Raw genomic sequence first — 22,113 nt, 5'->3', positions numbered from 1 at the left:
GAGGTTCACCGGGAACGCCTCGGTCCCTGAGCCTGCCGAAGGGTTCTTCGTGGGCACTTCGACAAGCTCAGTGACCGGGAAAGGTGTGCCCGGAACGATGAGGAGTCCTCGTGGACACTTCGACAAGCTCAGTGACCGGAAGAGGTGTGCCCGGATGCGTTCCGGTCCCTGAGCCTGTCGAAGGGTGTTGCACCGTCGGAGCGGGTCAGCCCTCGTCGGACACGCCGACCGCACCCACGCCGGCACGGGAGCCGTCGCGCGGGATCTCGAGCCAGACGTCGAGTTCCTCGTCGTCGTCGTCCGGACCCGCCAAGACGCCCGGTTCCCGGTGCACCGCACGCAGGCCGACCACGGTCACCGCGACGCGCTCGTCGTCCGGGACGCTCCGCACGATCAGGCGCGTGGCGTGCGAAGCGGCGAGCGCTTCGGCGATCTGCTCGTGGATCGCGTCGAGGACACCGGCGTCCAGCTCCTCGAGGCCGCCTTCGTCCAGCATGTTCACGATCGCTCCGCGCCTCCGGGCCGCGAGCACTTCGGCACGGACCGGGTCGCTCAGGAGGTGTCGCCCGCGGATCTCGTCGCGGAGACTGGCCTCCAGCGTCCGGCACTCCGTACGATCGGCCACCGACAGCCTGCCGCCGTTGGCGATGATCGTGCGGAGCATCGGTGTCGCCAGTCGGCCCGTCTGGCTGAGGCGTCGTCTCCGCTCGTGCACATGCGCGTACTGTGCCGCCTGCCAATCCGAGGTCGCATGCTCCGCCTGGGTGAGGCGCTCGGCGTCGTGCTGAGCCCCGGCGATCGATCGGGTGAGCACACTCGCGAGGACGACCCAGATGAGGCTGCCCGTGACGCCCATCCCGAGCGCCAGTCCCGGACCCGCCCAGAGGAGCGACTGGACCGTGAGGAAGACGATCCCGATGTACGCGATCGCCTCCCGCTGCCGGACCACGGTGATCGTCATCAGCGTCCCGATCGACGCGACGTGCCAGGTGGCGTACCCGTTGTTCCGCGTCGGGTCGAGCTGGCTGGTCACGAGTAACGGGACGATGATCGCGGTCGCGAGGTTGATGCTCGCGAGCCACGACGGCATGCGCGTCGTGCCCATCGGCCAGAGACTCAGGACACTCGCGACGGCGTAGACGAGCATCGCGATGAGGACCGGGACGACGTCGCGGGGTGTCTCGAGCGTCAGCGCCGCACGGAGCAGGTGGTACGCCGAGAACAGGGCGGCGAGGATGACGAGGGCGTACCGCGGTGCCGGGGTCACGAGCCGTGCTCCGGTGACCACTCGATGCGGATCACGGCGCCCTCACCCGGACGGGAGATCACCGTCGAGCGTCCGCCGACCGCGGCGACGCGCTCGACGATCGAGACCTTCAGCCCGAGCCGCTCCTCGGCGACCTGCTCGGGGCAGAACCCGACGCCGTCATCGCCGACGATGACGCAGACGCCGCCGGAGACCGTGCCCTCGATGGACAGGCTCCGCGCAACTCCCGAACCCGCGTGCTCGACGCTGTTGACCATCGCCTGCACCGTCGCCCAGTAGACCGCGTTCGCGACCGTGACGGGCAGGACCCGGCCGGAGGCCCCCTCGACCGTGACGGAGAACGGTTCACCGAGCATCGACGCGGCCGCACGCAGCCGTTCGATGAGTTCGGCGAGACCGGTGACCTCGTCCTCGTTCGTCATCGGCGCTCCGACACCCTCGAGCTGTTCGATCGCGACCCGCGCCATCATGACGGCGAGCGCCTCCGACTTCGGGGTCAGCGCCCGATCCGCGGCGAGCAGGGAGGCGAGGACGCTGTCGTGGACGATCGAATCGACCTCGACGCGCTCCACCTCCGTGGCGTGCTGCTTGACGGCCGCGTCGTAGGTGGCGAGGGCGGCCGCCCTCGCGATGTCGACCCGACCGGCCAGCACACGGAACAGCCCGACGAGGACGACGATGAGCCCACCGATGATCGTCGCGTACGAAGCGTCGAGCGCACCGATCTCGAAGGACGCCGGCGCGAAGTCGGCGTCGATGACGCGGTTGACGCCGTACATGACCGAGGTCACGACGAGGTACACGATGGCCCCCCGCAACTGCAGCGGGATGCAGGCGAACGCGACGGCGATCGTGCAGAGGTACCAGATCCACGGTTCCTGGTTGATGTCCGCCGACGCCTGCGCGTTCACCGCCGGCCAGATGAGGAGGGCCACGAAGAACACTGCGGCGAAGACGCCGGAGGCGATGCGGTGGTGCCACAGGAAGAAGCAGCAGATGATGGCGCCGAACATCGTCCCGAAGACGAGGCAGACGTAGAGCACGCCGAACCAGCCGGTGATCTGGACGCCCTGCCCGAGCGTGGTGAACGCGGTCTGCAGTCCGAAGACGAGTCCGATGATCGCGACCGAACGGCCGAGGAGGCGTTCGAAGTTCGCGGTGTTCAGCATCCGGCGCTGAACCTGGGCATCTCTCGTGGTCGAGGGGATCGCGGGATGCCTGGTCGGTGCCCGGAAGCTAGGAGACATCCGTCCCGCCTTGATCGAGGCCGGGGAGGATCCCGTCCTCGACCGCTCGGCGGAGCAGGTCGACCTTCGTCGGTGCCGGGCGCCCCACCTCGACGTACTTCACCCGGATGCGGTCGATGTGCTCTCGGGCCGTGGAGTAGGCGATGCCGAGTTGCATGGCGACGGTCTTCAACGGCAGGCCGGACGCGTAGAGGTGCAGGACGTCGCGCTCACGACGGCCCAGCTGCGCCCGCGCGAAGTCGCTGTCGGCGTCGATCGCGCTCGCCCACTCGATGTTGTTCAGCGCCTCGCCACGGGCCACCGTGCCGATGGCGGCGATGACCGTGTCCGTCGGCGACGACTTGGGGATGACCCCGGACGCTCCGGCGGCCAGCGCCTCGCGCACCAGTGCGACCCGATCGGCGATGGAGTGGATGAGGACGTGCGCCCCCACCGCCTGCACCGCGTGGATGTTCGAGGTCGGCGTGCTGCCGTCGGAGAGCGAGAGGTCGAGCACGACCACGTCGGGCACCACGCCGTTCAACGCGGCGATGCACTCGACGGCGGTCGGGGCACTCGCCACGACCTGATACCCGGCGTGCGCGCACACCGCTTCGATCCCGAGCCGCACGGACTCGTGATCATCAATGATTGCGACGGTCACCACGGCACCATCGTAGCGAGTGACGGACCCGCCGGGCGCGACGGCCTGATCGCGAGTCGCCTCCGTCGGCATGGGCCCGCTCAAGCCGTTCGAGAGAAGCCCGCGACGGCCTCGAGGTGGTGCGTGTTGGGGAAGAGGTCGTAGGCCGCGAGGTGGTCGAGCTCGTAGCCCTGCTCGGCCAGGAGGGCGACGTCGCGGGACAGCGCGATGGGGTCGCAGGCGACGTAGACGATCGAGGCGGGCCGGAGCTCGCCGAGCATGGCGACGATCTCCGCGCCGGCGCCCGAGCGGGGCGGGTCGAGCACGACGGTCGCGGTGGCGTACCGGGACCGCTCGATCCGACTGCCCGTCGCGATCTCCGACCGCAGGAAGGCGTCGACCTTCGCGGTGACGGCCTGTGCGCCAACCCACTCGGACAGGTTCTCGCCCGCGTACTCGGTGGCGCGTTCGTCACTCTCCACGGTCGTGATGCGGGTGGTGGAGCCGAAGCGGTCGCCCACGCCAGCGGCCAGGAGGCCGACGCCGCCATACAGGTCGAGGTTCGCGGCGCGCGGATCGAAGCGCGCGTCGTCGATGGCCGCGGACACGGCCTGCTGGAGGGTCGTCGCAGCCTGACGGTGGACCTGCCAGAATCCGTTCGCGTCGACGATGAACTCGCGCTCGCCGACGAGCTCGCGGATCGGGTCTGCCGCGGGACGGACCGGCTTCGGTCCCCCGCGTCGGCCGCGCCCGCCACCGCGTCGGCGGTCGCCGCCTCCGGCCTCGTCCGCACGCGTCAGGACGCGGACCGTCCCGGTCGACGAGGCGACGATGTCGATGGAGGTGGTGCCGTGCGGCAGCTCTTCGAGCTTGGCCGCTTCGGCCACTGCTTCGATCGCGAGCGGCAGGTCGTCGACGGGGACGACGTGGTGGGATCTTGAGGCGTAGGGACCGATGTTGCCGTGCTGGTCGACGTGCAGGGAGACCCTCGTCCGCCACCGGGTGCCGTCGGGCGTCTCACCGTCGACCGCGGCGACCGTGAACTCGGGAGCGACTCCGGCGAACCGCTCGAGCCCTTCCGCGAGGACCTGGTGCTTCAACGCGCGCTGGTGGGCGAGCTCGATGTGTCCGAACTCCGCTCCCCCGGCCCGCTCGCTCGGCTCGCGGTCGACGGAGGCCTCGGCCCAGACGTGCGGACGGCGGTGCTCGGACGGCGTGAGGACCTTCAGGGTCTCCGCCCGCCAGAAGCGCTTCTCGTTCTCGTCGACGATGCGTGCCCGCACGCGCTCACCGGGGAGCGTGTCGGGGACGAAGACCACCCGGCCCTCGTGCCGGGCGACGAAGACACCCCCGTGGGCTACGTTGGTGATGTCCAGTTCCACGGTGCGTGCAGTCGTCGTGCTCATGCGTCGAGCATGTCACACGGGCGGCTGCGGGGAGTCCACCGTCCACTGCAGAAGGAACCGTCATGCGCCTCACGCTCGCCTCCACGTCACCGGCCAGACTCGCCCTGCTGCGGTCGAGTGGCATCGAGCCGATCATCGTCCCGTCGTCGGTCGACGAGGAACAGGCCGTCGACGACGCGACCCTCGCCGCGGGTGCACCGCTCGCCCCCGACGAGGTCGTGGCACTCCTCGCCCGGGCGAAGGCGGAGGCCGCTCTGGCCGTCGTGCGCGAACGCGGCGACGCGGTCGACCTCATCCTCGGCGGGGACTCGGTCTTCGTCCTCGACGGCGTCGTCCACGGCAAGCCGCACACTCCCGAGCGCGCCCGCGAACGCTGGCACGCTCAGCGCGGGAGGACGGGGACCCTGTACTCCGGTCACTGGCTCATCGACTGCACCGGTGCCTCGCCGGTCGGGATCGGTGCGGTCGCGAGCGCCGAGGTGTCGTTCGCCGACGACCTCGACGACGCCGAGATCGACGCCTACATCGCATCGGGCGAGCCCCTGGCGGTGGCGGGGGCGTTCACGATCGACAGTCTGGGCGCCGCCTTCATCACCCGCATCGAGGGCGATCCGTCGACGGTCGTCGGCCTCTCGCTCCCGACCCTGCGGCGTCTCGTCCGCACGTTGGGACACGACTGGCACGAGCTCCGCAACCGGCGCGGCGCCCTCTGACGACCCGGGTCTTGTAGAGGCGGCACGTCGTTCCTGCGGCTTTTTTGTGCGTGTGAGCCAAAGGCTCACCCGGGCCTCCCGGTAGGCTCGTGGACTGTGCCACGTATAACCAAGGTCCTCATCGCCAACCGTGGCGAGATCGCCGTCCGCGTCATCCGAGCCGCGAAGGACAGCGGGATCGCCTCCGTCGCCGTCTACGCCGACCAGGATCGCGACGCCATGCACGCCCGTCTCGCCGACGAGGCCTACGCCCTCGACGGGACGACGAGCGCGGAGACGTACCTCGTCATCGACAAGCTCCTGTCCATCGCCCGACGGTCCGGCGCCGACGCCGTCCACCCGGGCTACGGCTTCCTCGCCGAGAACGCGGACTTCGCGCGCGCCGTCATGGCCGCAGGGCTGATCTGGATCGGCCCGTCGCCCGAGGCCATCGAGCGGCTCGGCGACAAGGTCTCCGCCCGCCACGTGGCCGAGAAGGTGGGCGCTCCGCTCGCCCCCGGCACGCTCAACCCCGTCTCGGGTGCCGAGGAGGTGCTCGACTTCGTCGACATCCATGGCCTGCCCGTCGCCATCAAGGCGGCGTTCGGCGGTGGCGGTCGCGGCCTGAAGGTCGCCCGCGAGCGCGAGGAGGTCGCCGAGCTCTTCGAGTCGGCCACACGCGAGGCCATCGCAGCGTTCGGCCGGGGCGAGTGCTTCGTCGAGAAGTACCTCGACCAGCCGCGCCATGTCGAGACACAGTGCCTGGCCGACGCGCACGGCAACGTGGTCGTCGTCTCCACCCGCGACTGCTCCCTGCAGCGTCGCCACCAGAAGCTCGTCGAAGAGGCACCGGCACCCTTCCTCACCGACGACCAGGTGACGGAGCTCTACCGGGCGTCGAAGGCGATCCTCAAGGAGGTCGGTTACCTCGGTGCCGGCACCTGCGAGTTCCTCATCGGCAAGGACGGCACCGTCTCCTTCCTCGAGGTCAACACCCGCCTGCAGGTCGAGCACCCGGTCTCCGAGGAGATCACCGGCATCGACCTCGTCCGCGAGCAGTTCCGTCTCGCTGAGGGCGGCGTCCTCGACTACGACGACCCGCAGCCGAGCGGCCACTCCTTCGAGTTCCGCATCAACGGCGAGGACCCGGGACGCGGCTTCCTCCCGCAGCCGGGCCCGATCCACGTCTTCAAGACCTTCGGCGGCCCCGGTGTCCGGCTCGACTCCGGCGTCACGGCCGGCGACACGATCTCGGGGGCGTTCGACTCGCTCCTCGGCAAGATCATCGTCACTGGTCGCACCCGCGAGGAGGCGCTCGAACGCAGCCGCCGCGCGCTCGACGAGTTCGAGGTCGCCGGCCTCCCCACCGTCATCCCCTTCCACCGCAAGATCGTCCGCGACCCCGCGTTCACCGCGGAGGACGGCACCTTCGGTGTCTACACCCGATGGATCGAGACGGAGTTCGTCAACGACATCGAGCCCTGGGACGGATCCATCGATGCACAGCAGGCACCCGCTGCCCGCTCGACGGTGGTCGTCGAGGTCGGCGGCAAGCGGCTCGAGGTCAGCCTTCCAGGCGGACAGCTGGGGCTGAACGTCGGTGCGCCGGTCGCCGCTCCCGCTCCGCACCGCCGCGGTGGTGCAGCGGTGGTCTCTGGTGCGACGGGTGATTCGGTCTCGGCGCCCATGCAGGCGACCATCGTGAAGCTCGCGGTCGCCGAGGGCGATGTCGTCGTGAAGGGCGACCTCGTCGTCGTCCTCGAAGCGATGAAGATGGAACAGCCCATCACGGCGCACAAGGACGGCACGGTCGGCGCGATCGACGCGACGGTCGGTGCCACGGTCTCCTCGGGTCACCAGCTCCTCACCATCAGCTGACCCGACCGGCGCCTTCGGGCGTCGCATCGGACCCGGCGACGATACGCTGAGCAGGTGTCAGCAGCCGACCTCCTCGAAGATGCGTTGGATCGTGTGGCGGACTTCGACGCCGCCGGTGCGATCGCGCTGCTCGAGGCAGAGCCGCACGCGGCGTCCGATCCCCGCGTCCTCGCTCTCCTGTCCTACGCCAGGTTCACCACCGCCGACTTCGCCGGTTGTCGCCGGGACGCGGTGGATGCACTCGCCGCCTCGACGCACTCCGACCGGACGACGCGCCTGCTCGTGCTGGGAGCCGCCGGGCTGGCCCTCGGGTCGGACCGCTCGTCCGGCTCGGAGCTGGAGGGGTGCTTCGCGGAGGCGGACGCCCTCGTCGACGACGGCGGCGACCTCGAACCGACCCTGGCCTGGCTCGTCGGGTACCTGCTCGTCGAGGGTGCCGTCGTCAACGTTCTGATCCACGCGGCCCGGCGCTTCGCCGACGCGTTCGCCGACGACATCGCCGCCACCCCGGGCCGCTTGTACCGGACCCTCGTCGACGGGGTCCTCGCCCGCCTCCTGCTCAACGAGGGACGCGTCGCCGAGGCAGAGGCCGCCGCGCTCGCGATGTTCGAGCGGGCCGGGAGCGGACCGACCGCCCTGTACGCGGAGGCCGTGCAGTGCCTCGTCGCCGGGAACCGTGCCGAGCAGGGGGCGACCAGGACGCTCGCACGCCGCGTCCGTCAGGCCATCCCCGAACCCACGGGCGCCTTCCAGACGACGTGCTACCTCCTCGTCGGCTACGGTCTCGCCGCCCTCGCGGACGACCACGGAGCCGCAGCCCTCGCGCGGAGCGCCTCGGGGAACGACTTCAGCGGCCTGTCCGTCCAGGACCGGGCCCTCGCGATCGAGCTGCTCGTCTCGAGCGCCTTCCTCGACCGCGACATCGTCGAATCGGAACGCCTCATCGGCTTCATCGCCGCCGACGTCGACCGCAGGGTCCCCGGGCCGGCCATCCTCCGGATGCAGTGCAAGCTCGAACTCCTCCGTGGGCGACCCGCCGAGGCGCTGGCGCTCGCGCGCACGGCGACCACCCGCGCGTTGGTCGACGGCCGCATGCTGGAAGCCGGGATCGGTGAGATCCTCGCGACGCGTGCCCTCATCGCCATGTCCGACCGGACGCAGGCCGTCCGTGAGTTGGCCGCGCTCGCCGAGCAGGCGGTCCGCGGCGGGCACACGGCCGCGACCCGCTCCGCAGCCCGCGAGCTGAAGGCGATCGGTCGACGTCTCGCGCCGGTCGCGGGATCCGGTTGGGACGGACTGTCGCCGCGCGAACGCGAGGTCGCCCTCCTCTCCGCGGAGGGCAACTCGACGGCGGAGATCGCGTCCGTCCTCCAGCTCTCCTCGCGCACGGTCGACGCGCACGTCACCCGGGTGCTCGCCGCGTTCGGGATCGTGTCCCGCCGCCAGCTCCCCTCACGACTCCCGGCCACGCTGCCGTTGACCGCCGTCCCCGTCCCGACCGTGCCGCTGACGCCCCGGCAGCGGGATCTCACCGAACTCGTCGCGGACGGCCTGTCGAACGACGAGATCGCGACGGCCCTCGGCATCTCCCGCAAGACCGTGGAGAAGCACCTGAGCGCCGTCTTCCACGCCTGGGGCGTGCGCTCGCGGGTCGCCGTCGCACGCATCGTGCTCGCGAACCGCGATCGGTGAACCCCGGCGCCTCGCCGACGGTTCGACGAGGACGACGCCTATTCGACGATGTGCATGGCGCGCGCCGCGTCGGTGATCGACCCGGTGAGTGACGGGTAGACCGTGAAGGCACGCGCGACCTGGTCGACGTTCAGCCGCTGCTCGACCGCGAGGGCGAGCGGGAAGATGAGCTCGCTGGCCTTCGGGGCGACGATGACGCCGCCGATGACCGTCCCGCTACCGGTCCGCGCGAACAGCTTGACGAAGCCGTCCTTGATGCCCATCATCTTCGCGCGCGGGTTCTGGGCGAGCGGCAGCTTGTAGATCTCACCCTGGGCGATGCCGTCCTCGATCTGCTTCTGGGTCCAGCCCACGGTCGCGATCTCGGGCTGCGTGAAGATGTTCGCGGCGACGTTGCGGATCTCGGTCGGGTTCACCGCGTCGCCCATCGCGTGCAGCATCGAGGTGCGACCCTGCATCGACGCGACGGACGCGAGCGGCAGGAAGGTCGTGCAGTCACCGGCGGCGTAGATGTTGGGGACGCTGGTGCGCGCCACCCGGTTGACGCGGATGTGCCCGGAATCGGTCAGCTGCACGCCGGCCTCCTCGAGACCGATCCCGGCGGTGTTGGGCACCGAACCGACCGCCATGAGGCAGTGCGAACCCTCGACCGTGCGGCCGTCGGAGAGCGTGGCGACGACGCCGTGCTCGGTCCGGGTGACGGAGTCGGCCCGCGACTTCGACAGGACCGTCATGCCGTTGCGCTTGAAGACGTTCTCGATGACCGCCGCCGCATCGGCGTCCTCACCGGGCAGCACCTGGTCGCGGCTCGAGATGAGCGTGACCTTGGAGCCGAGCGCCGTGTAGGCGGAGGCGAACTCGGCGCCCGTGACGCCCGAGCCGACGACGATGAGGTGCTCGGGGACGGAGGTGAGGTTGTAGAGCTGCGTCCAGGTGAGGATGCGCTCGCCGTCCGGCAGCGCGGAGGGCAACTGGCGCGGGCTGGCCCCGACGGAGACGACGACGGTGTCGGCCTCGATGCGGTCGAAGTCGGTGCCGCTGGACAGGTCGGTCGAGACGATGACCTCGTTCGGTCCGTCGAGCCGCCCCTGACCGTTGACGATGCGGACACCGGCACGGATGAGACTCGCACGCATGTCCTCGGACTGCTGGCGGGCCAGCCCGAGCAGTCGCTTGTTGACGGCGGCGAGGTTCACCGCGACCTCGGGACGGCTGGGCTTGCCGGTGGTCTCCGAGCGGACGAAGAACTGCACACCGAGGTCGGCGGCCTCGCCGATGGCCCCGACCGCGTCGGCCGTGGCGATGAGGCTCTTGGACGGGACGACGTCGGTGATGACCGCCGCTCCGCCGACGCCCGAACGCTCCACGAGCGTGACGTCGGCCCCGAGCTGCGCCCCGGCGAGGGCAGCCTCGTACCCGCCGGGTCCGCCTCCGATGATCGCCACTCGCTGCTTGCGTTCGAACTCGTAGGCCATGCCTCCATTCTCGCGCGCCACCAGGGGCGGGACCAAACCCGTTCGGGCCTGCGGCGGCGGGGATCGTGCGCGGATGAGCGGGGTCGGCACGGTTGGGCGGCGGCCCCGCCCCTGTCTAGAGTGAGAGGATGTCCGAAACCTCTGCGAATCCACTCGATCTGTCCGATGTCGATCCCTTCGAGATCGCCCGCGAAGCCGCCGGCCAGATCGCCGAGAAGACCGGCGTCGAACGCCACGACATCGCGCTCACCCTCGGCAGCGGCTGGGGCAAGGCGGCCGACCTGATCGGCGAGACGACGGCGACGATCCCGGCCTCGGAGATCGTCGGCTTCTCGAAGCCGGCGCTCGAGGGCCACGTGGGCACCCTACGCTCGGTCCTGCTCCCGAGCGGCAAGCGTGCGCTCGTCATCGGCGCCCGGACGCACTACTACGAGAACCACGGTGTCCGCCGTGTCGTGCACAGCGTGCGGACGGCCGCTGCGGCCGGCGCGGGCATCATGGTGCTGACGAACGGCGCAGGCGGCATCAAGGACCACTGGACGCCAGGCACGCCCGTGCTGATCAGCGACCACATCAACCTCACTGCCGACTCGCCGCTCGAAGGTGCGACCTTCATCGACCTCACCGACCTCTACGCCAAGCGGCTGCGGGACATCGCGCACAGCGTCGCTCCGGAGCTCGACGAGGGCGTCTACACGCAGTTCCGCGGACCGCACTACGAGACCCCGGCCGAGGTCCAGATGGCGAAGGCGATCGGTGGCCACATCGTCGGCATGTCGACCGCGCTCGAGGCGATCGCCGCACGCCAGGCCGGCATGGAGGTCCTCGGGATGTCGCTCATCACGAACCTCGCCGCCGGCATCCAGCAGACGCCGCTCAGCCATGCCGAGGTCATCGAGGCCGGCCAGGCGGCCGAGCCGGTGATCAGCAAGCTCCTCGCGCAGATCGTCGCGGCCCTGTGAGCGAGGCGACGAGCCTGCTCGCGATCGCCGAGGCCTGGCTCGCCCAGGATCCCGACGACGAGACCCGGGCCGAACTGGCAGGCCTCGTCGAACGCGCCCGGGTGTCCGACGACGTGGCCGTCGCCGAGCTGCACGACCGCTTCGACACCCGACTGCAGTTCGGCACGGCCGGGCTCCGTGGTCGCATCGAGGCCGGCTCCAACCGGATGAACCGGGTCCTCGTCTCACAGGCCGCGGCCGGACTCGCCGCCTACCTGCTCGAGCAGGCGCCGGAAGGCGTGACGCCGAGCGTCGTCATCGGTTACGACGGCCGGAAGAACTCCGCCGTGTTCGCCAGCGACACCGCCGAGCTGATGGCCGGTGCCGGTGTCCGCGCCATCCTGCTCCCACGACTCCTGCCGACGCCCGTCCTCGCGTTCGCCGTGCGGTTCTTCGACGCCTCGGCCGGAGTCATGGTGACCGCGAGTCACAATCCGCCCGCCGACAACGGCTACAAGGTGTACCTGGGCGGTGAGCACCACGGGTCCCAGATCGTCTCCCCCGCCGATGCGGCCATCGCCGCCCACATCGGGCGCATCGCCGAGACGGCGCTCGTCCAGGACCTCCCGCGCAGCGACGGGTTCGAGATCGCGGGCGAGGACGTCGTCGACGCCTATGTCGCCGAGACCGCGGCCGTCGCTCCCGCCCCGGCGGGCAGCCAGCTGCGCGTCGTCTACACGGCCATGCACGGCGTGGGTTGGGAGACGACCCGACGCGTCTTCGAGACCGCCGGGTATCCGGCACCGGAACTCGTCACCGAGCAGATCGATCCCGATCCCACCTTCCGGACCGTCAGCTTCCCGAATCCGGAGGAGCCGGGCGCACTCGACCTGTCCTTCGCGACGGCGCGAGCAGTCGGCGCCGACCTCATCATCGCCAACGACCCCGATGCCGACCGCCTGGCGATCGCGATCCCAGACGACGCGGCCCCCTCGGGGTTCCGTCGACTCACCGGCAACGAGGTTGGTCTCCTCCTCGGCTGGCGGGCAGCCCAGGCCGCCAGTGCTGCACTCGACGGCGATGCGGCTCCCGAGGGCACGCTCGCGTGCTCGATCGTCTCCTCCCCCGCCCTGCGCGTCGTCGCCGAGGCGCACGGCCTCGAGTTCCGCGAGACGCTCACCGGGTTCAAGTGGATCTCCCGGACGCCGGGCATGCTCTTCGGCTTCGAGGAGGCCCTCGGCTACCTCGTGAACCCCGGGACCGTGCGCGACAAGGACGGTATCTCGGCCGCCGTCGCGTTCCTCGGTCTCGCGACGGCGTCGGCGCAGGCGGGCGAGAGCGTCGCGGGGCTCCTCGACCAGTTCGCGGACACCTTCGGTTCCTTCGGCAGCGACCAGATCTCCATCCGCTACGCGGAGCTCAGCCGCATCGGCGAGGTCATGTCCGGACTGCGGGCGCTCCCACCGACGGAACTGGCGGGCGCCCGGGTGACCCGGATCGACGACCTCGCCGACGGGTTCGAGGCACTCCCGCCGAGTGACGTCCTGCGCGTCTGGCTCGACGACGGCACCCGGGTCATGATCCGGCCGAGCGGCACCGAACCGAAGCTCAAGGTGTACGTCGACGTCCAGTCCGCCGACGGCGACGCCGCCGAGCGGGCGGCGACGGTCACCGCGCGGCTCGCCGCGCTGCGGACGGACCTGACGGCGCTCGTCTCGTAGCTGCTCGACGGGCTGAGCGGCCTGGCGGTGTGCGGCCCGGAGACCGGGCCGCACCGGTCAGCCGATGGCGCGTTCGAGCTTCTCGGTGAGTTCGGCGAGGTCGAAGTAGTTGTCGATGACGACGATGTCGGCGAAGGTCTTGCCGATGCGCTCGACGAGTTCCGGCGAGGTCAGGATCACCTGGGCGTCGGCCGCGGTCGTGCCGAGGCTCTCGATGTCACCGGCGACGACGTCGGCCTCGAGGTCGAGGCGTTCGAGCGCGCGTTCGGCGTTGAGCTTGAGGATCGCGGATGAGCCGACCCCCGAACCGCAGACGGCGACGATCTTCATGCCTGGTCTCCGATGCTCAGGGGGGACGCACCGAACACGGCCCGCACCTCGTCGAGCGTCGTGGCGGCTGCGAGCCGCGGGATGGCGGTCTCGTCGTTGAAGACGTTGGCGATCTCCGCCACCCAGCCCACGTGCGACTCGGCGGTGGTGACGGCGAGGCCGAGGACCACCGAGACGGGGTCGTTGTGGGGGTGGCCGAACCGGACCGGAGCAGCCAGGGTCGCGACGACGAGGGCGTCGTCGTGGACGTCGGCACCCGGTCGGGCGTGCGCGAGCGCCAGGCCCGGCGCGATCACGACGTATGCGCCGAACTCCTCGACGACGTCGATCATCCGCTGGGTGTACGCAGCGTCCGTCGCGTGGGTGTCGGACAGCAGCGCTCCGGCTACGCGGATCGCCTCGCGCCAGTCGTCGGCTTCGACGTGGAGCGCGACGCTGGCTTCGGACAGTTCTGGGAGTGGCATCGCTTCAATCAGAGGATCGGTCGACCCGAATGGATCGGAACCATCGTAACGCTCCGAGGCTGGAAGCCTGCCGCGCAGGTGCCGCCCAGGCGGTCGCCGGAGCAGCACCTGCCGGCATCGTCAGTCCTTGTCGTCGTCGTCGAGGAACTCGTCGAACGCCTCCGAGATGCGGTCGGCCAGGGCCTCGCGGATCTCCAGCGGCTGGAACGTCGCGGCGGCGGCGTTCAGCTGGAAGGTCTCCAGGTCGGTGAGGTCGTAGTCGAACGCCTCGGAGAGGAGCGCGAGCTCCTTCGTCAGGCTCGTGTCGCTCATGGTGCGGTTGTCGACGTTGACCGTGACGGCGAAGTCGAGCTGGTAGAGCAGGTCGAACGGGTGGTCCTCGAGTTCCTCGCCCCAGGCCGCGATGGCGCCGGTCTGCAGGTTCGACTGCGGGCTGAGCTCCAACGGGATCTTGCGGTCGCGGACCCACTCGGCGACGGGACCGAGCGTGGCGTAGAGGGACTCGGCGTCGTCGCGCTCGATGAAGATGTCCTCGGCGATGCGGACACCGTGGCCGAGTCGCAACGCGCGGCCGTCGAGCATGGCGCTCCGGATCGACTCGATGCCGTCGGCCTCCCCCGCGTGGACGGTCACCGGGAACAGCTCGGCCGCGAGGTAGTCGAACGCCAGTCGGTGCTTGCTGGCGGGGAAGCCCGCCTCGGCGCCGGCGATGTCGAACCCGACCACGCCGCGCTCGCGATGGCGCACGGCGAGCTCAGCGATCTCGAGCGCGCGGTCGGCGTGCCGCATAGCCGTGATGAGCTGGCCGATCTGGATGTCGGAGCCGGAGTGGGCCGCGTCCTTGATGCCGAGCTCGATGCCCTCCTGGACGGCCTCGACGACCGCGTCGAGGGTGAGACCCCGGGTGAGGTGCTGTTCGGGAGCCCAGCGCACCTCGCCGTAGATGACGCCGTCCGCAGCGAGGTCTTGGACGAACTCGCGCGCGATGCGGACGAGCCCCTCCTCGGTCTGCATGACCGCGGTGCTGAGGTCGAAGGTCTTCAGGTACTCGACGAGCGAGCCGGCGTTGCACTGCGTGTAGAACCAGTCGGCCAGGCCGTCGGGGTCCGACACGGGGACGTCGACACCGTTCGCTTCGCCCAGCTCGATGATCGTGGCGGGCCGCACACCGCCGTCGAGGTGGTCGTGGAGCGAGATCTTCGGGAGCGCGCGGAGGTCGACGCCGGAGAGGGGGGATTCGTCTGCAGAGGTCACGGGGTTCACTGTACCGCTCACGCTCACCGCGCGACATGGCCTGTCCTCGCCGGTTCGCCCGTGTGGCTGTCCGGCACACGCCGCGATGACCACACGGGGCGAATGTGTAGCGATTAGGGGCGCCAGCCTCGGCCGCGGAGACGGACGGCGAGTCGATCCAGCAGGTCGGCGCCGTCACGCAAATCGTCATCCGTGACACGCATGATGTGCCATCCAGCAGCTTCGAGGTCGTCGATCCGACGAATGTCGATGCGCCACTGGGTGCGGTTCGTCCGGTGATGGTCGCCCTCGTATTCGAGAGCGAGCTGCTGGGTCGGGAACGCGAGGTCCAGACGCACCCGCCGTCCGCCGGGCCGGAGCGTCAACTCATGATTCGGCGACGGAAACGGGAACGGGTACTCACTCAGCACGATGAGCACTCTGAGCATGGACTCGCGGTGCGATTGGGAACGGTCCGACAGCAGTGGAAGCGCTGCACGAAGGGAGCGGACACCGGCGCGCGTCACGTCGACGGCATCCTCGAGTTCTCGCCTGGTGCACAGCGGGTCCTGGAACCACAACAACCGGTCGCCCACGGCGACGAGCCCCGGGACATCGATCAGATTCGCCAGATCGCACCAGGTGCGAGCGGGGGTCGTCACCGGCAATCCGAAACGCACGGCCATCTCCGTCTCGGACAGCACCGACCGGTGTCCGATGACTCCTACCCCACGTCTCGCCCTGCCCGGTGGCGGGGTCGTCACGTGCAGCGACGGCGGCCGTGTTCCGTCGGGCAACGGTAGCCCCCAGACCGATGCAGCCGTGTGATGGCTGAAGACGGACCCGAGCGGCAGCTTGGGCAGGTACGCTCGCGCCAGCTGAACGGGATCCTCTGCATCGAACCCACTCGCGGCCAGCCGGACCCCGCGAAACGGGGCGGCCAGTTCAGGATTGCGGAGTTGCGCTCGAGTGACTCCGTGCTGCATCGCTGCCGCTGTCGAGAGCGCGCCGGCGGCAGTAGGCGGGAGCGGTTTCCGAAAGCCCATCCCCCGAGTTTCGACGCCGGTCCTGCCCCGCGCTTCACTCCGACCGGCTGATGGGCACGCGCCAGCCGGCGGGGTCGCTGTGGAGCAGGGTCAGCGGGTGTCCATTCGCCCCGTGTGGCGGTCCAAGGCAGAATTGGACAACCACACGGGGCGAACGGGCGGCCGTCAGGCCTCGATGCGGGCCCGGACGATGGGGCCGCGCGGCGGAGCCGTGTCCTCGATCGTGTAGGCACCCTCGAGGGCCTCGAGCGCCCGCGGGAAGCGGGCCGCATCGTCGGCGCTCAGCGTGAAGAGGGGCTGTCCGGCCCGGACCTCGTCGCCCGGCTTCGCGTGCAGGTCGATGCCCGCCGCGTGGATGACCGGGTCCTGCTGCCTGGCCCGACCGGCACCGAGGCGCCAGGCCGCGATGCCGAACGGCAGTGCCTCCTGCGTCGCCAGCACGCCGTCGCGCGACGCCGTGACGACGTGGGTCTCCTTGGCGACCGGCAGCGGTGCGTCCGGGTCGCCGTCCTGCGCGCGGATCATGCGCTTCCAGACGTCCATGGCCCGACCGTCCGCGAGGGCGCCCTCGACGTCCGCGTCCGGCCGCCCGGCGAGGGTCAGCATCTCCCGCGCGAGGGCGAGGGTCAGCTCGACGACGTCCGCCGGACCACCGCCTGCCAGGACCTCGACGGACTCGCGGACCTCGTTCGCGTTGCCGATCGCGAGGCCGAGCGGGACGTTCATGTCCGTCAACAGCGCGGTCGTCGCCACACCGGCGTCCGTCCCGAGCGCGACCATCGTGCGCGCCAGTTCCTCGGCACGCTCATAGTCCTGCATGAAGGCGCCGGAGCCGAACTTGACGTCGAGGACGAGCGCCCCGGTGCCTTCGGCGATCTTCTTCGACATGATGCTCGACGCGATGAGCGGGATCGCCTCGACCGTGCCCGTCGTGTCGCGCAGGGCATACAGACGCTTGTCGGCCGGGGCGAGACCGGAGCCGGCGGCGCAGATGACCGCGCCGACGTCCGCCAGCTGCGCCATCATCTCGTCGTTCGTCAACGCCGCACGCCAGCCGGGGATGCTCTCGAGCTTGTCGAGCGTCCCACCCGTGTGCCCGAGCCCGCGGCCCGACAGCTGCGGCACCGCGACGCCGAAGACGGCGACGAGCGGGGCGAGCGGCAGGGTGATCTTGTCGCCGACGCCGCCGGTCGAGTGCTTGTCCGAGGTCGGCTTGTCGAGCGACGCGAAACTCATCCGCTCACCGCTCGCGATCATCGCCATCGTGAGGTCGCGGATCTCACGCCGCTCCATGCCGTTCAGCAGGATCGCCATCGCCAGCGCCGACATCTGCTCGTCGGCGACATAGCCACGGGTGAAGGCGTCGATCAGCCACTCGATCTGCGGCGTCGACAGCTCTCCGCGGTCGCGCTTCGTGCGGATGAGGTCGACGACGTCGAATGCTTCTACGGAACTCATGCGTGGTACTCCTCGAGTTGACGTGGTCCGAAGGCGTCCGGCAGGACCTCGTCGATGGTGCGGATGCCGGAGACGGTGTCGAGCAGCATGCCCGCCGTCGAGTGTTCGTACAGCAGCTGTCGGCAACGGCCGCACGGCATGAGGCGTTCGCCCTTGCCGTCGACGCAGGCGAACGCCACGAGGCGTCCTCCGCCAGACATGTGGAGGGCGGAGACGAGCGCGCACTCCGCGCACAGCGTCAGGCCGTAGCTGGCGTTCTCGACGTTGCAGCCGGAGATGATCCGGCCGTCGTCGACGAGAGCAGCCGCGCCGACCGGGAACCGGCTGTAGGGCACGTAGGCGTGACCCATCGCCTCCCGGGCCGCGGTGTGCAGCGCCTCCCAGTCGACGGGTGGCGCGGTCGTCGTGTCGCTCACGGTCAGCCCTTCACGTAGGGCTTGCCGGCGGCTGCCGGTCCGCGGGAGATGCCGACGAGTCCGGCGACCGCGAAGATCGTCACCACGTACGGCAGCATGAGCATGAACGCGCTCGGCACCGGGGAGCCGATGGCACTCAACGCGAACTGCAGGTTCTGCGTGAAGCCGAACAGCAGCGCGGCGAGCGTCGCCTTGAGGGGGTCCCAGCGTCCGAAGATGACCGCCGCGAGCGCGATGTAGCCGGCGCCCGCCGTCATCTCCTTGTTGAACGCACCGACCGAGCCCAGGGTGAAGTACGCCCCACCGAGGCCGACGATCGCGCCCGCGAGCGCGACGTTCCAGAAACGAGTCCGGTTCACGTTGATACCCACGGTGTCAGCCGCCTGCGGGTGCTCACCCACGGCGCGGAGGCGGAGGCCCCAGCGCGTGTAGAACAGGCAGAAGAACACCACGGCCACGGCGATGTACATCAGGTAGATGATGATCGTCTGGCGGAACAGCACGGGTCCGATGAGCGGGATCTCGCTGAGGATCGGGATGTTGATCCGGGGGAACTTCGGCGGGCTGTTGAAGAGCGCCTCGTTCTTCGTGAGCACCTGCGAGTACAGGAAGCTCGTGAGTCCGACGACGAGGACGTTGAGCACGACACCGACGATGACCTGGTCGACGAGGTACTTGATCGAGAAGGCCGCGAGCAGGAAGCTCACGAGTGTGCCGGCGATCATCGCCGCAACGAGCCCGAGGAAGGCGTTCCCCGTCACCGAGGCGACGAAGGCGGACGAGAACGCGCCGGCGAGCAGCTGGCCCTCGATCGCGATGTTCACGACGCCGACCCGCTCGGAGATGACGCCGCCGAGCGCACCGAAGATGAGCGGGACGCTCAGGGCGACGGTACCGAGCAGGAGCCCGGTGATCGGGATCGCCTTGCCCGCGGCGGCCCACGACAGGAACCCGACCATGAACAGCACACCGAACACGGTGATGAGCCAGAGGGGGACCTTCTTGCCCGTCGTGACGAGGTACGCGCTCAGCGCCGTGATGGCGGCCAGGAGGATCGTGACGACGATGCCGGTGACCGTGGACGGGAGCACGACCGTCGGCAGTTGGATGACGTCGCCGTCGCTGGAGAGCCGGAACGTGCTGTTGCCGTCGCGGTGCCAGATGACGAACAACAGGAACGCGATGACGGTGAAGATCCCGAACGCGATCGGGGCCTTCCAGCTCCGGACGACGACCGTCTCGAGGACGATCGGGGCGTCGGGAGCCGGCTGCGGCGTCTGCTTGTCGAGCGTGAATCCACTCATGCGGACACCTCCTTCTTGGCGGAGCGACGCGTTCGGCGCGTCGAGCCGTCGGGCTTCGGCAGGAAGAAGATCGCCCGCACGAGCGGCGGAGCCGCGATGAACAGCACGATGAGTGCCTGGAGGACGAGCACGATGTCGATCGGCACGTTGACGCCCTGGGTGGCCTGCATGGAGTACCCACCGGCCTTGAGCGCACCGAACAGGATGCCGGCGATGAGGATGCCGCCCGGCCGACTGCGTCCGAGGAGCGCGACGGTGATGGCGTCGAAGCCGATGCCGGCGTCGATGCCGTTGTCGAACCCGGAGGTCACCGTACCGAGCACCTGCGAGACGCCGGCGAGACCGATCAGTCCACCGGAGAGCAGCATGGCGTACACGTAGGTGTTCTTCACGTCGATACCCGCGACGCGAGCGGCGTTCGGGTTCTCACCGACCGCCCGGAAGCGGAAGCCGATCGAGGACCGACTGAACAGCCACCACACGAACACGACCGCGAGGATCGCGATGAGGAAGCCGGCGTGCAGGTTGTAGCGGTCACCGAGGAGCTTGGGCAAGACGGCGTTCTCCGCCATCCCCGCGCTCTTCGGCACGTTCGACCCGGGAGCCTGCAACAGCCCCTGCGTGGAGAGCATGAAGGTGATGAGGTAGAACGCGACGTAGTTGAGCATGATCGTGATGATCACCTCGTGCGCGCCGGTGCGGGCCTTGAGGACACCGACGATGCCGCCCCAGAACGCGCCACCGATGATGCCGGCGGCGATCGCGACGAGCAGGTGCACCACGGGCGGGAGGTCGAGCGTGAAGCCGACCCATCCGGCGCAGGCGGCGGCGATGAGCATCTGACCGCGCCCACCGATGTTGAACATGCCGACCCGGAACGCCAGGCCGACACCGAGTCCGGCGAGGATCAGCGGGGTCGCGAAGGTCAGCGTCTCCGTCAGCGGGCGGATGCCGTTCAGGAAGTCGGGGCGCTTGAAGTTGTAGATCGACCCCTGGAAGAGCGCGCCGTACGCACCGGTCGCCGACTGCCAGACCGCCGCGATGGTGTCGCCCGGGCGGGCGAAGAAGTACCCGGCGGCGGTGTGGACCTTCGGATCGGTCAGTGCGATGAGGATCGCACCGACGACCATCGCCAGGACGACGGCGAGGATCGAGATGACGATGCTCGAATTGAGGATCTCGGCGAGCACCTTGTTCGAGCGCGGCTGGGTCGTGTCGGGCTTCGCCTCGCCCGGTGCCACCGGCTGGACCGTTCCGGGCGGGGTGTGGGACGTCTCGCTCATGCTGCTGCTCCTGCCGGGAGTTCGCCGGCCATCATGAGGCCGAGGACCTCTCTGGGGGTCGATGCCGGGACGATCCCGACGATGCCGCCTCGGTACATGACGGCGATGCGGTCGGCGAGCGCGACGACCTCGTCGAGCTCGGTCGACACGACGATGACGGGGATGCCGGCGTCGCGCGTGGCGACGATGCGCTTGTGCACGAACTCGATCGAACCGACGTCGATCCCGCGGGTCGGCTGTGCGGCGACGAACAGCCGCAACTCGCGGCTGAGCTCACGGGCGAGGACGACCTTCTGCTGGTTGCCGCCCGAGAGGGAGCCGGCCGGTGATTCGATGCCCTGTGACCGGACGTCGAACTCCTGCGACTTCTCGCGCGCGAACTCGTCTCGGAATCCGCGCTGGACGTTGCCGCCCTTCACGAAGGGTGCACCCGTCGATCGGTCCAGCATGAGGTTCTCGGCGATGGTGAACTGTTTGACGAGCCCGTCCTCGGATCGGTCCTCCGGCACGAACCCGACGCCGGCGTCGAGCACCTTGCGCGGGGTGGACCCGACGAGTTCGACGCCGTCGAGCTTGATGCTGCCCTTGGTGTGCGGCTGCAGCCCGAGGATCGCCTCGGTGAGCTCGGTCTGCCCGTTGCCCTGGACACCGGCGATGGCGAGCACCTCGCCCTCGCGGACCTCGAAGCTGACGCCGTTGACGACGAGCTGGCCGAGGTGGTCGACGACGGACAGGTCCTGCACGGTGAAGGTGGTGTCGCCGAGGTTCGGCGCCTCCTTGTGGACCGTGAGTTCGACGGGACGCCCGACCATGAGGGACGCCAGCTCGGCGTTCGTCGCGGTGGGCGAGGCCTCACCGACGACCTTGCCGAGCCGGATGACGGTGATGCGGTCGGCGACTTCGCGGACCTCGCGCAGCTTGTGGGTGATGAAGACGATGGACGTGCCCTCGTCCTTCAACTGCTTCATGATCGCCATGAGCTCGTCCGTCTCCTGCGGGGTGAGCACGGCGGTGGGCTCGTCGAAGACGAGGACGTTGGCGTTGCGGGAGAGCGCCTTGACGATCTCGACGCGCTGCTGCACCCCGACCGGGAGGTCGCCGACGATGGCGTCCGGGTCGAGGCTGAAGCCGAACCGCTCGGAGATGTCGATGACGAGCTTGCGGGCCGCTGCGACGTCGAGGCGGCCACCGCCCTTGGTCTGCTCGTGGCCGAGCATGACGTTCTCGGCGACGGTGAAGACGGGGATGAGCATGAAGTGCTGATGCACCATGCCGATGCCGGCGCCCATGGCGTCGCCAGGGCCCTGGAAGTGTTGGACGACGTCGTCCAGGAGGATCTCGCCCTCGTCGGCCTGGTACAGGCCGTACAGGACGTTCATGAGGGTGGATTTGCCTGCACCGTTCTCGCCGAGGAGACAGTGGATCTCCCCCGGTTCGACGGTGAGGTCGATGTGGTCGTTGGCGGTGAGTGCACCGAACCGTTTGGTGATGCCGCGGAGCTCGAGCTTCATGGGTCCCAATCTAGTCACGTGTCGAAGGTCGGCACAGGCGGTCGGGATCGCCGTCCGACCGTGCCGCGAACAAAGCGGGGGGAGGCCGCGGATCGCGGCCTCCCCCCGGAGTCCCGGGCGAGGGCCC

General features: G+C 69.7%; 19 protein-coding genes. 5 read left to right on the top strand and 14 right to left on the bottom strand.

Annotated elements, in window-relative coordinates; translation table 11 throughout:
• Positions 1-205: 205 nt before the first annotated feature.
• The 4 genes from ITJ66_RS17830 to ITJ66_RS17815 form a co-directional block, all read right to left on the bottom strand.
• The gene (locus tag ITJ66_RS17830) at positions 206-1,267 is read right to left on the bottom strand and encodes a hypothetical protein (protein ID WP_194645489.1); all 1,062 of its coding nucleotides are present in this window, start codon (positions 1,265-1,267) and stop codon (positions 206-208) included.
• Positions 1,264-2,436 carry a sensor histidine kinase gene (locus tag ITJ66_RS17825; protein ID WP_194645488.1) on the bottom strand — a complete coding sequence of 391 codons (1,173 nt, stop codon included), beginning with the start codon at positions 2,434-2,436 and terminating at the stop codon, positions 1,264-1,266. The genes ITJ66_RS17830 and ITJ66_RS17825 overlap by 4 nt, the downstream gene beginning before the upstream one ends.
• Before the next feature lie 67 nt (positions 2,437-2,503).
• Positions 2,504-3,160, bottom strand: a complete 657-nt coding sequence (locus ITJ66_RS17820) for a response regulator transcription factor (RefSeq protein WP_064294846.1) — start codon at positions 3,158-3,160, stop codon at positions 2,504-2,506.
• A gap of 77 nt (positions 3,161-3,237) precedes the next feature.
• Positions 3,238-4,542, bottom strand: coding sequence for a class I SAM-dependent RNA methyltransferase (locus ITJ66_RS17815; RefSeq protein ID WP_194645486.1), 1,305 nt, complete (start codon positions 4,540-4,542; stop codon positions 3,238-3,240).
• Positions 4,543-4,604: 62 nt separating this feature from the next.
• Here ITJ66_RS17815 and ITJ66_RS17810 point away from each other — a divergent pair, with 62 nt between their 5' ends.
• The 3 genes from ITJ66_RS17810 to ITJ66_RS20270 all read left to right on the top strand — a co-directional run bounded on the left by ITJ66_RS17810 (position 4,605) and on the right by ITJ66_RS20270 (position 8,804).
• On the top strand, positions 4,605-5,255 hold the full coding sequence (locus ITJ66_RS17810; RefSeq protein WP_137243419.1) for a nucleoside triphosphate pyrophosphatase: 651 nt from the start codon (positions 4,605-4,607) through the stop codon (positions 5,253-5,255).
• A gap of 96 nt (positions 5,256-5,351) precedes the next feature.
• On the top strand, positions 5,352-7,112 hold the full coding sequence (locus ITJ66_RS17805; protein WP_079707321.1) for a biotin carboxylase N-terminal domain-containing protein: 1,761 nt from the start codon (positions 5,352-5,354) through the stop codon (positions 7,110-7,112).
• 54 nt (positions 7,113-7,166) lie between these two features.
• Complete coding sequence (locus ITJ66_RS20270; protein WP_194645485.1) at positions 7,167-8,804, top strand: LuxR C-terminal-related transcriptional regulator; 1,638 nt, start codon at positions 7,167-7,169, stop codon at positions 8,802-8,804.
• Positions 8,805-8,842: 38 nt separating this feature from the next.
• Here the strand turns inward: ITJ66_RS20270 and ITJ66_RS17795 are convergent, their stop codons facing one another.
• On the bottom strand, positions 8,843-10,279 hold the full coding sequence (locus tag ITJ66_RS17795; protein ID WP_137243421.1) for an NAD(P)H-quinone dehydrogenase: 1,437 nt from the start codon (positions 10,277-10,279) through the stop codon (positions 8,843-8,845).
• 128 nt (positions 10,280-10,407) lie between these two features.
• On the opposite strand from ITJ66_RS17795, the gene ITJ66_RS17790 reads away from it, so the two are divergent.
• Entirely contained in the window at positions 10,408-11,241 is an 834-nt protein-coding gene (locus ITJ66_RS17790) for a purine-nucleoside phosphorylase (protein WP_079707324.1), read from the top strand.
• Positions 11,238-12,941 carry a phospho-sugar mutase gene (locus tag ITJ66_RS17785; protein WP_137243422.1) on the top strand — a complete coding sequence of 568 codons (1,704 nt, stop codon included), beginning with the start codon at positions 11,238-11,240 and terminating at the stop codon, positions 12,939-12,941. The genes ITJ66_RS17790 and ITJ66_RS17785 overlap by 4 nt, the downstream gene beginning before the upstream one ends.
• Positions 12,942-12,998: 57 nt before the next feature.
• Here the strand turns inward: ITJ66_RS17785 and ITJ66_RS17780 are convergent, their stop codons facing one another.
• The 9 genes from ITJ66_RS17780 to ITJ66_RS17740 all read right to left on the bottom strand — a co-directional run bounded on the left by ITJ66_RS17780 (position 12,999) and on the right by ITJ66_RS17740 (position 21,986).
• Positions 12,999-13,271: a PTS sugar transporter subunit IIB gene (locus ITJ66_RS17780; protein WP_064294838.1), complete on the bottom strand. Its 273-nt coding sequence runs from the start codon at positions 13,269-13,271 to the stop codon at positions 12,999-13,001.
• Positions 13,268-13,735 carry a PTS sugar transporter subunit IIA gene (locus tag ITJ66_RS17775; RefSeq protein ID WP_124769707.1) on the bottom strand — a complete coding sequence of 156 codons (468 nt, stop codon included), beginning with the start codon at positions 13,733-13,735 and terminating at the stop codon, positions 13,268-13,270. The genes ITJ66_RS17780 and ITJ66_RS17775 overlap by 4 nt, the downstream gene beginning before the upstream one ends.
• Positions 13,736-13,855: 120 nt before the next feature.
• Positions 13,856-14,989 carry an adenosine deaminase gene (locus ITJ66_RS17770; protein ID WP_194645484.1) on the bottom strand — a complete coding sequence of 378 codons (1,134 nt, stop codon included), beginning with the start codon at positions 14,987-14,989 and terminating at the stop codon, positions 13,856-13,858.
• 113 nt (positions 14,990-15,102) lie between these two features.
• On the bottom strand, positions 15,103-15,630 hold the full coding sequence (locus ITJ66_RS17765; protein ID WP_137243425.1) for a hypothetical protein: 528 nt from the start codon (positions 15,628-15,630) through the stop codon (positions 15,103-15,105).
• A gap of 549 nt (positions 15,631-16,179) precedes the next feature.
• Positions 16,180-17,472, bottom strand: coding sequence for a thymidine phosphorylase (locus ITJ66_RS17760; protein WP_194645483.1), 1,293 nt, complete (start codon positions 17,470-17,472; stop codon positions 16,180-16,182).
• Entirely contained in the window at positions 17,469-17,888 is a 420-nt protein-coding gene (locus ITJ66_RS17755; protein ID WP_194645482.1) for a cytidine deaminase, read from the bottom strand. Before ITJ66_RS17755 ends, ITJ66_RS17760 begins: the two co-directional genes overlap by 4 nt.
• A gap of 2 nt (positions 17,889-17,890) precedes the next feature.
• Positions 17,891-19,192 carry an ABC transporter permease gene (locus tag ITJ66_RS17750; RefSeq protein ID WP_079707330.1) on the bottom strand — a complete coding sequence of 434 codons (1,302 nt, stop codon included), beginning with the start codon at positions 19,190-19,192 and terminating at the stop codon, positions 17,891-17,893.
• Positions 19,189-20,475, bottom strand: a complete 1,287-nt coding sequence (locus ITJ66_RS17745; RefSeq protein WP_124769711.1) for an ABC transporter permease — start codon at positions 20,473-20,475, stop codon at positions 19,189-19,191. The genes ITJ66_RS17750 and ITJ66_RS17745 overlap by 4 nt, the downstream gene beginning before the upstream one ends.
• Entirely contained in the window at positions 20,472-21,986 is a 1,515-nt protein-coding gene (locus ITJ66_RS17740; protein ID WP_079707332.1) for an ABC transporter ATP-binding protein, read from the bottom strand. The genes ITJ66_RS17745 and ITJ66_RS17740 overlap by 4 nt, the downstream gene beginning before the upstream one ends.
• Positions 21,987-22,113: the final 127 nt, after the last annotated feature.

Origin of the sequence: Plantibacter sp. VKM Ac-2885 (assembly GCF_015351205.1) — a bacterium.
Classification (GTDB): domain Bacteria; phylum Actinomycetota; class Actinomycetes; order Actinomycetales; family Microbacteriaceae; genus Plantibacter; species Plantibacter auratus.
The sequence above is the reverse complement of the archived record's forward strand: the minus strand, read 5'-3'. Positions and strand labels throughout refer to the sequence as shown.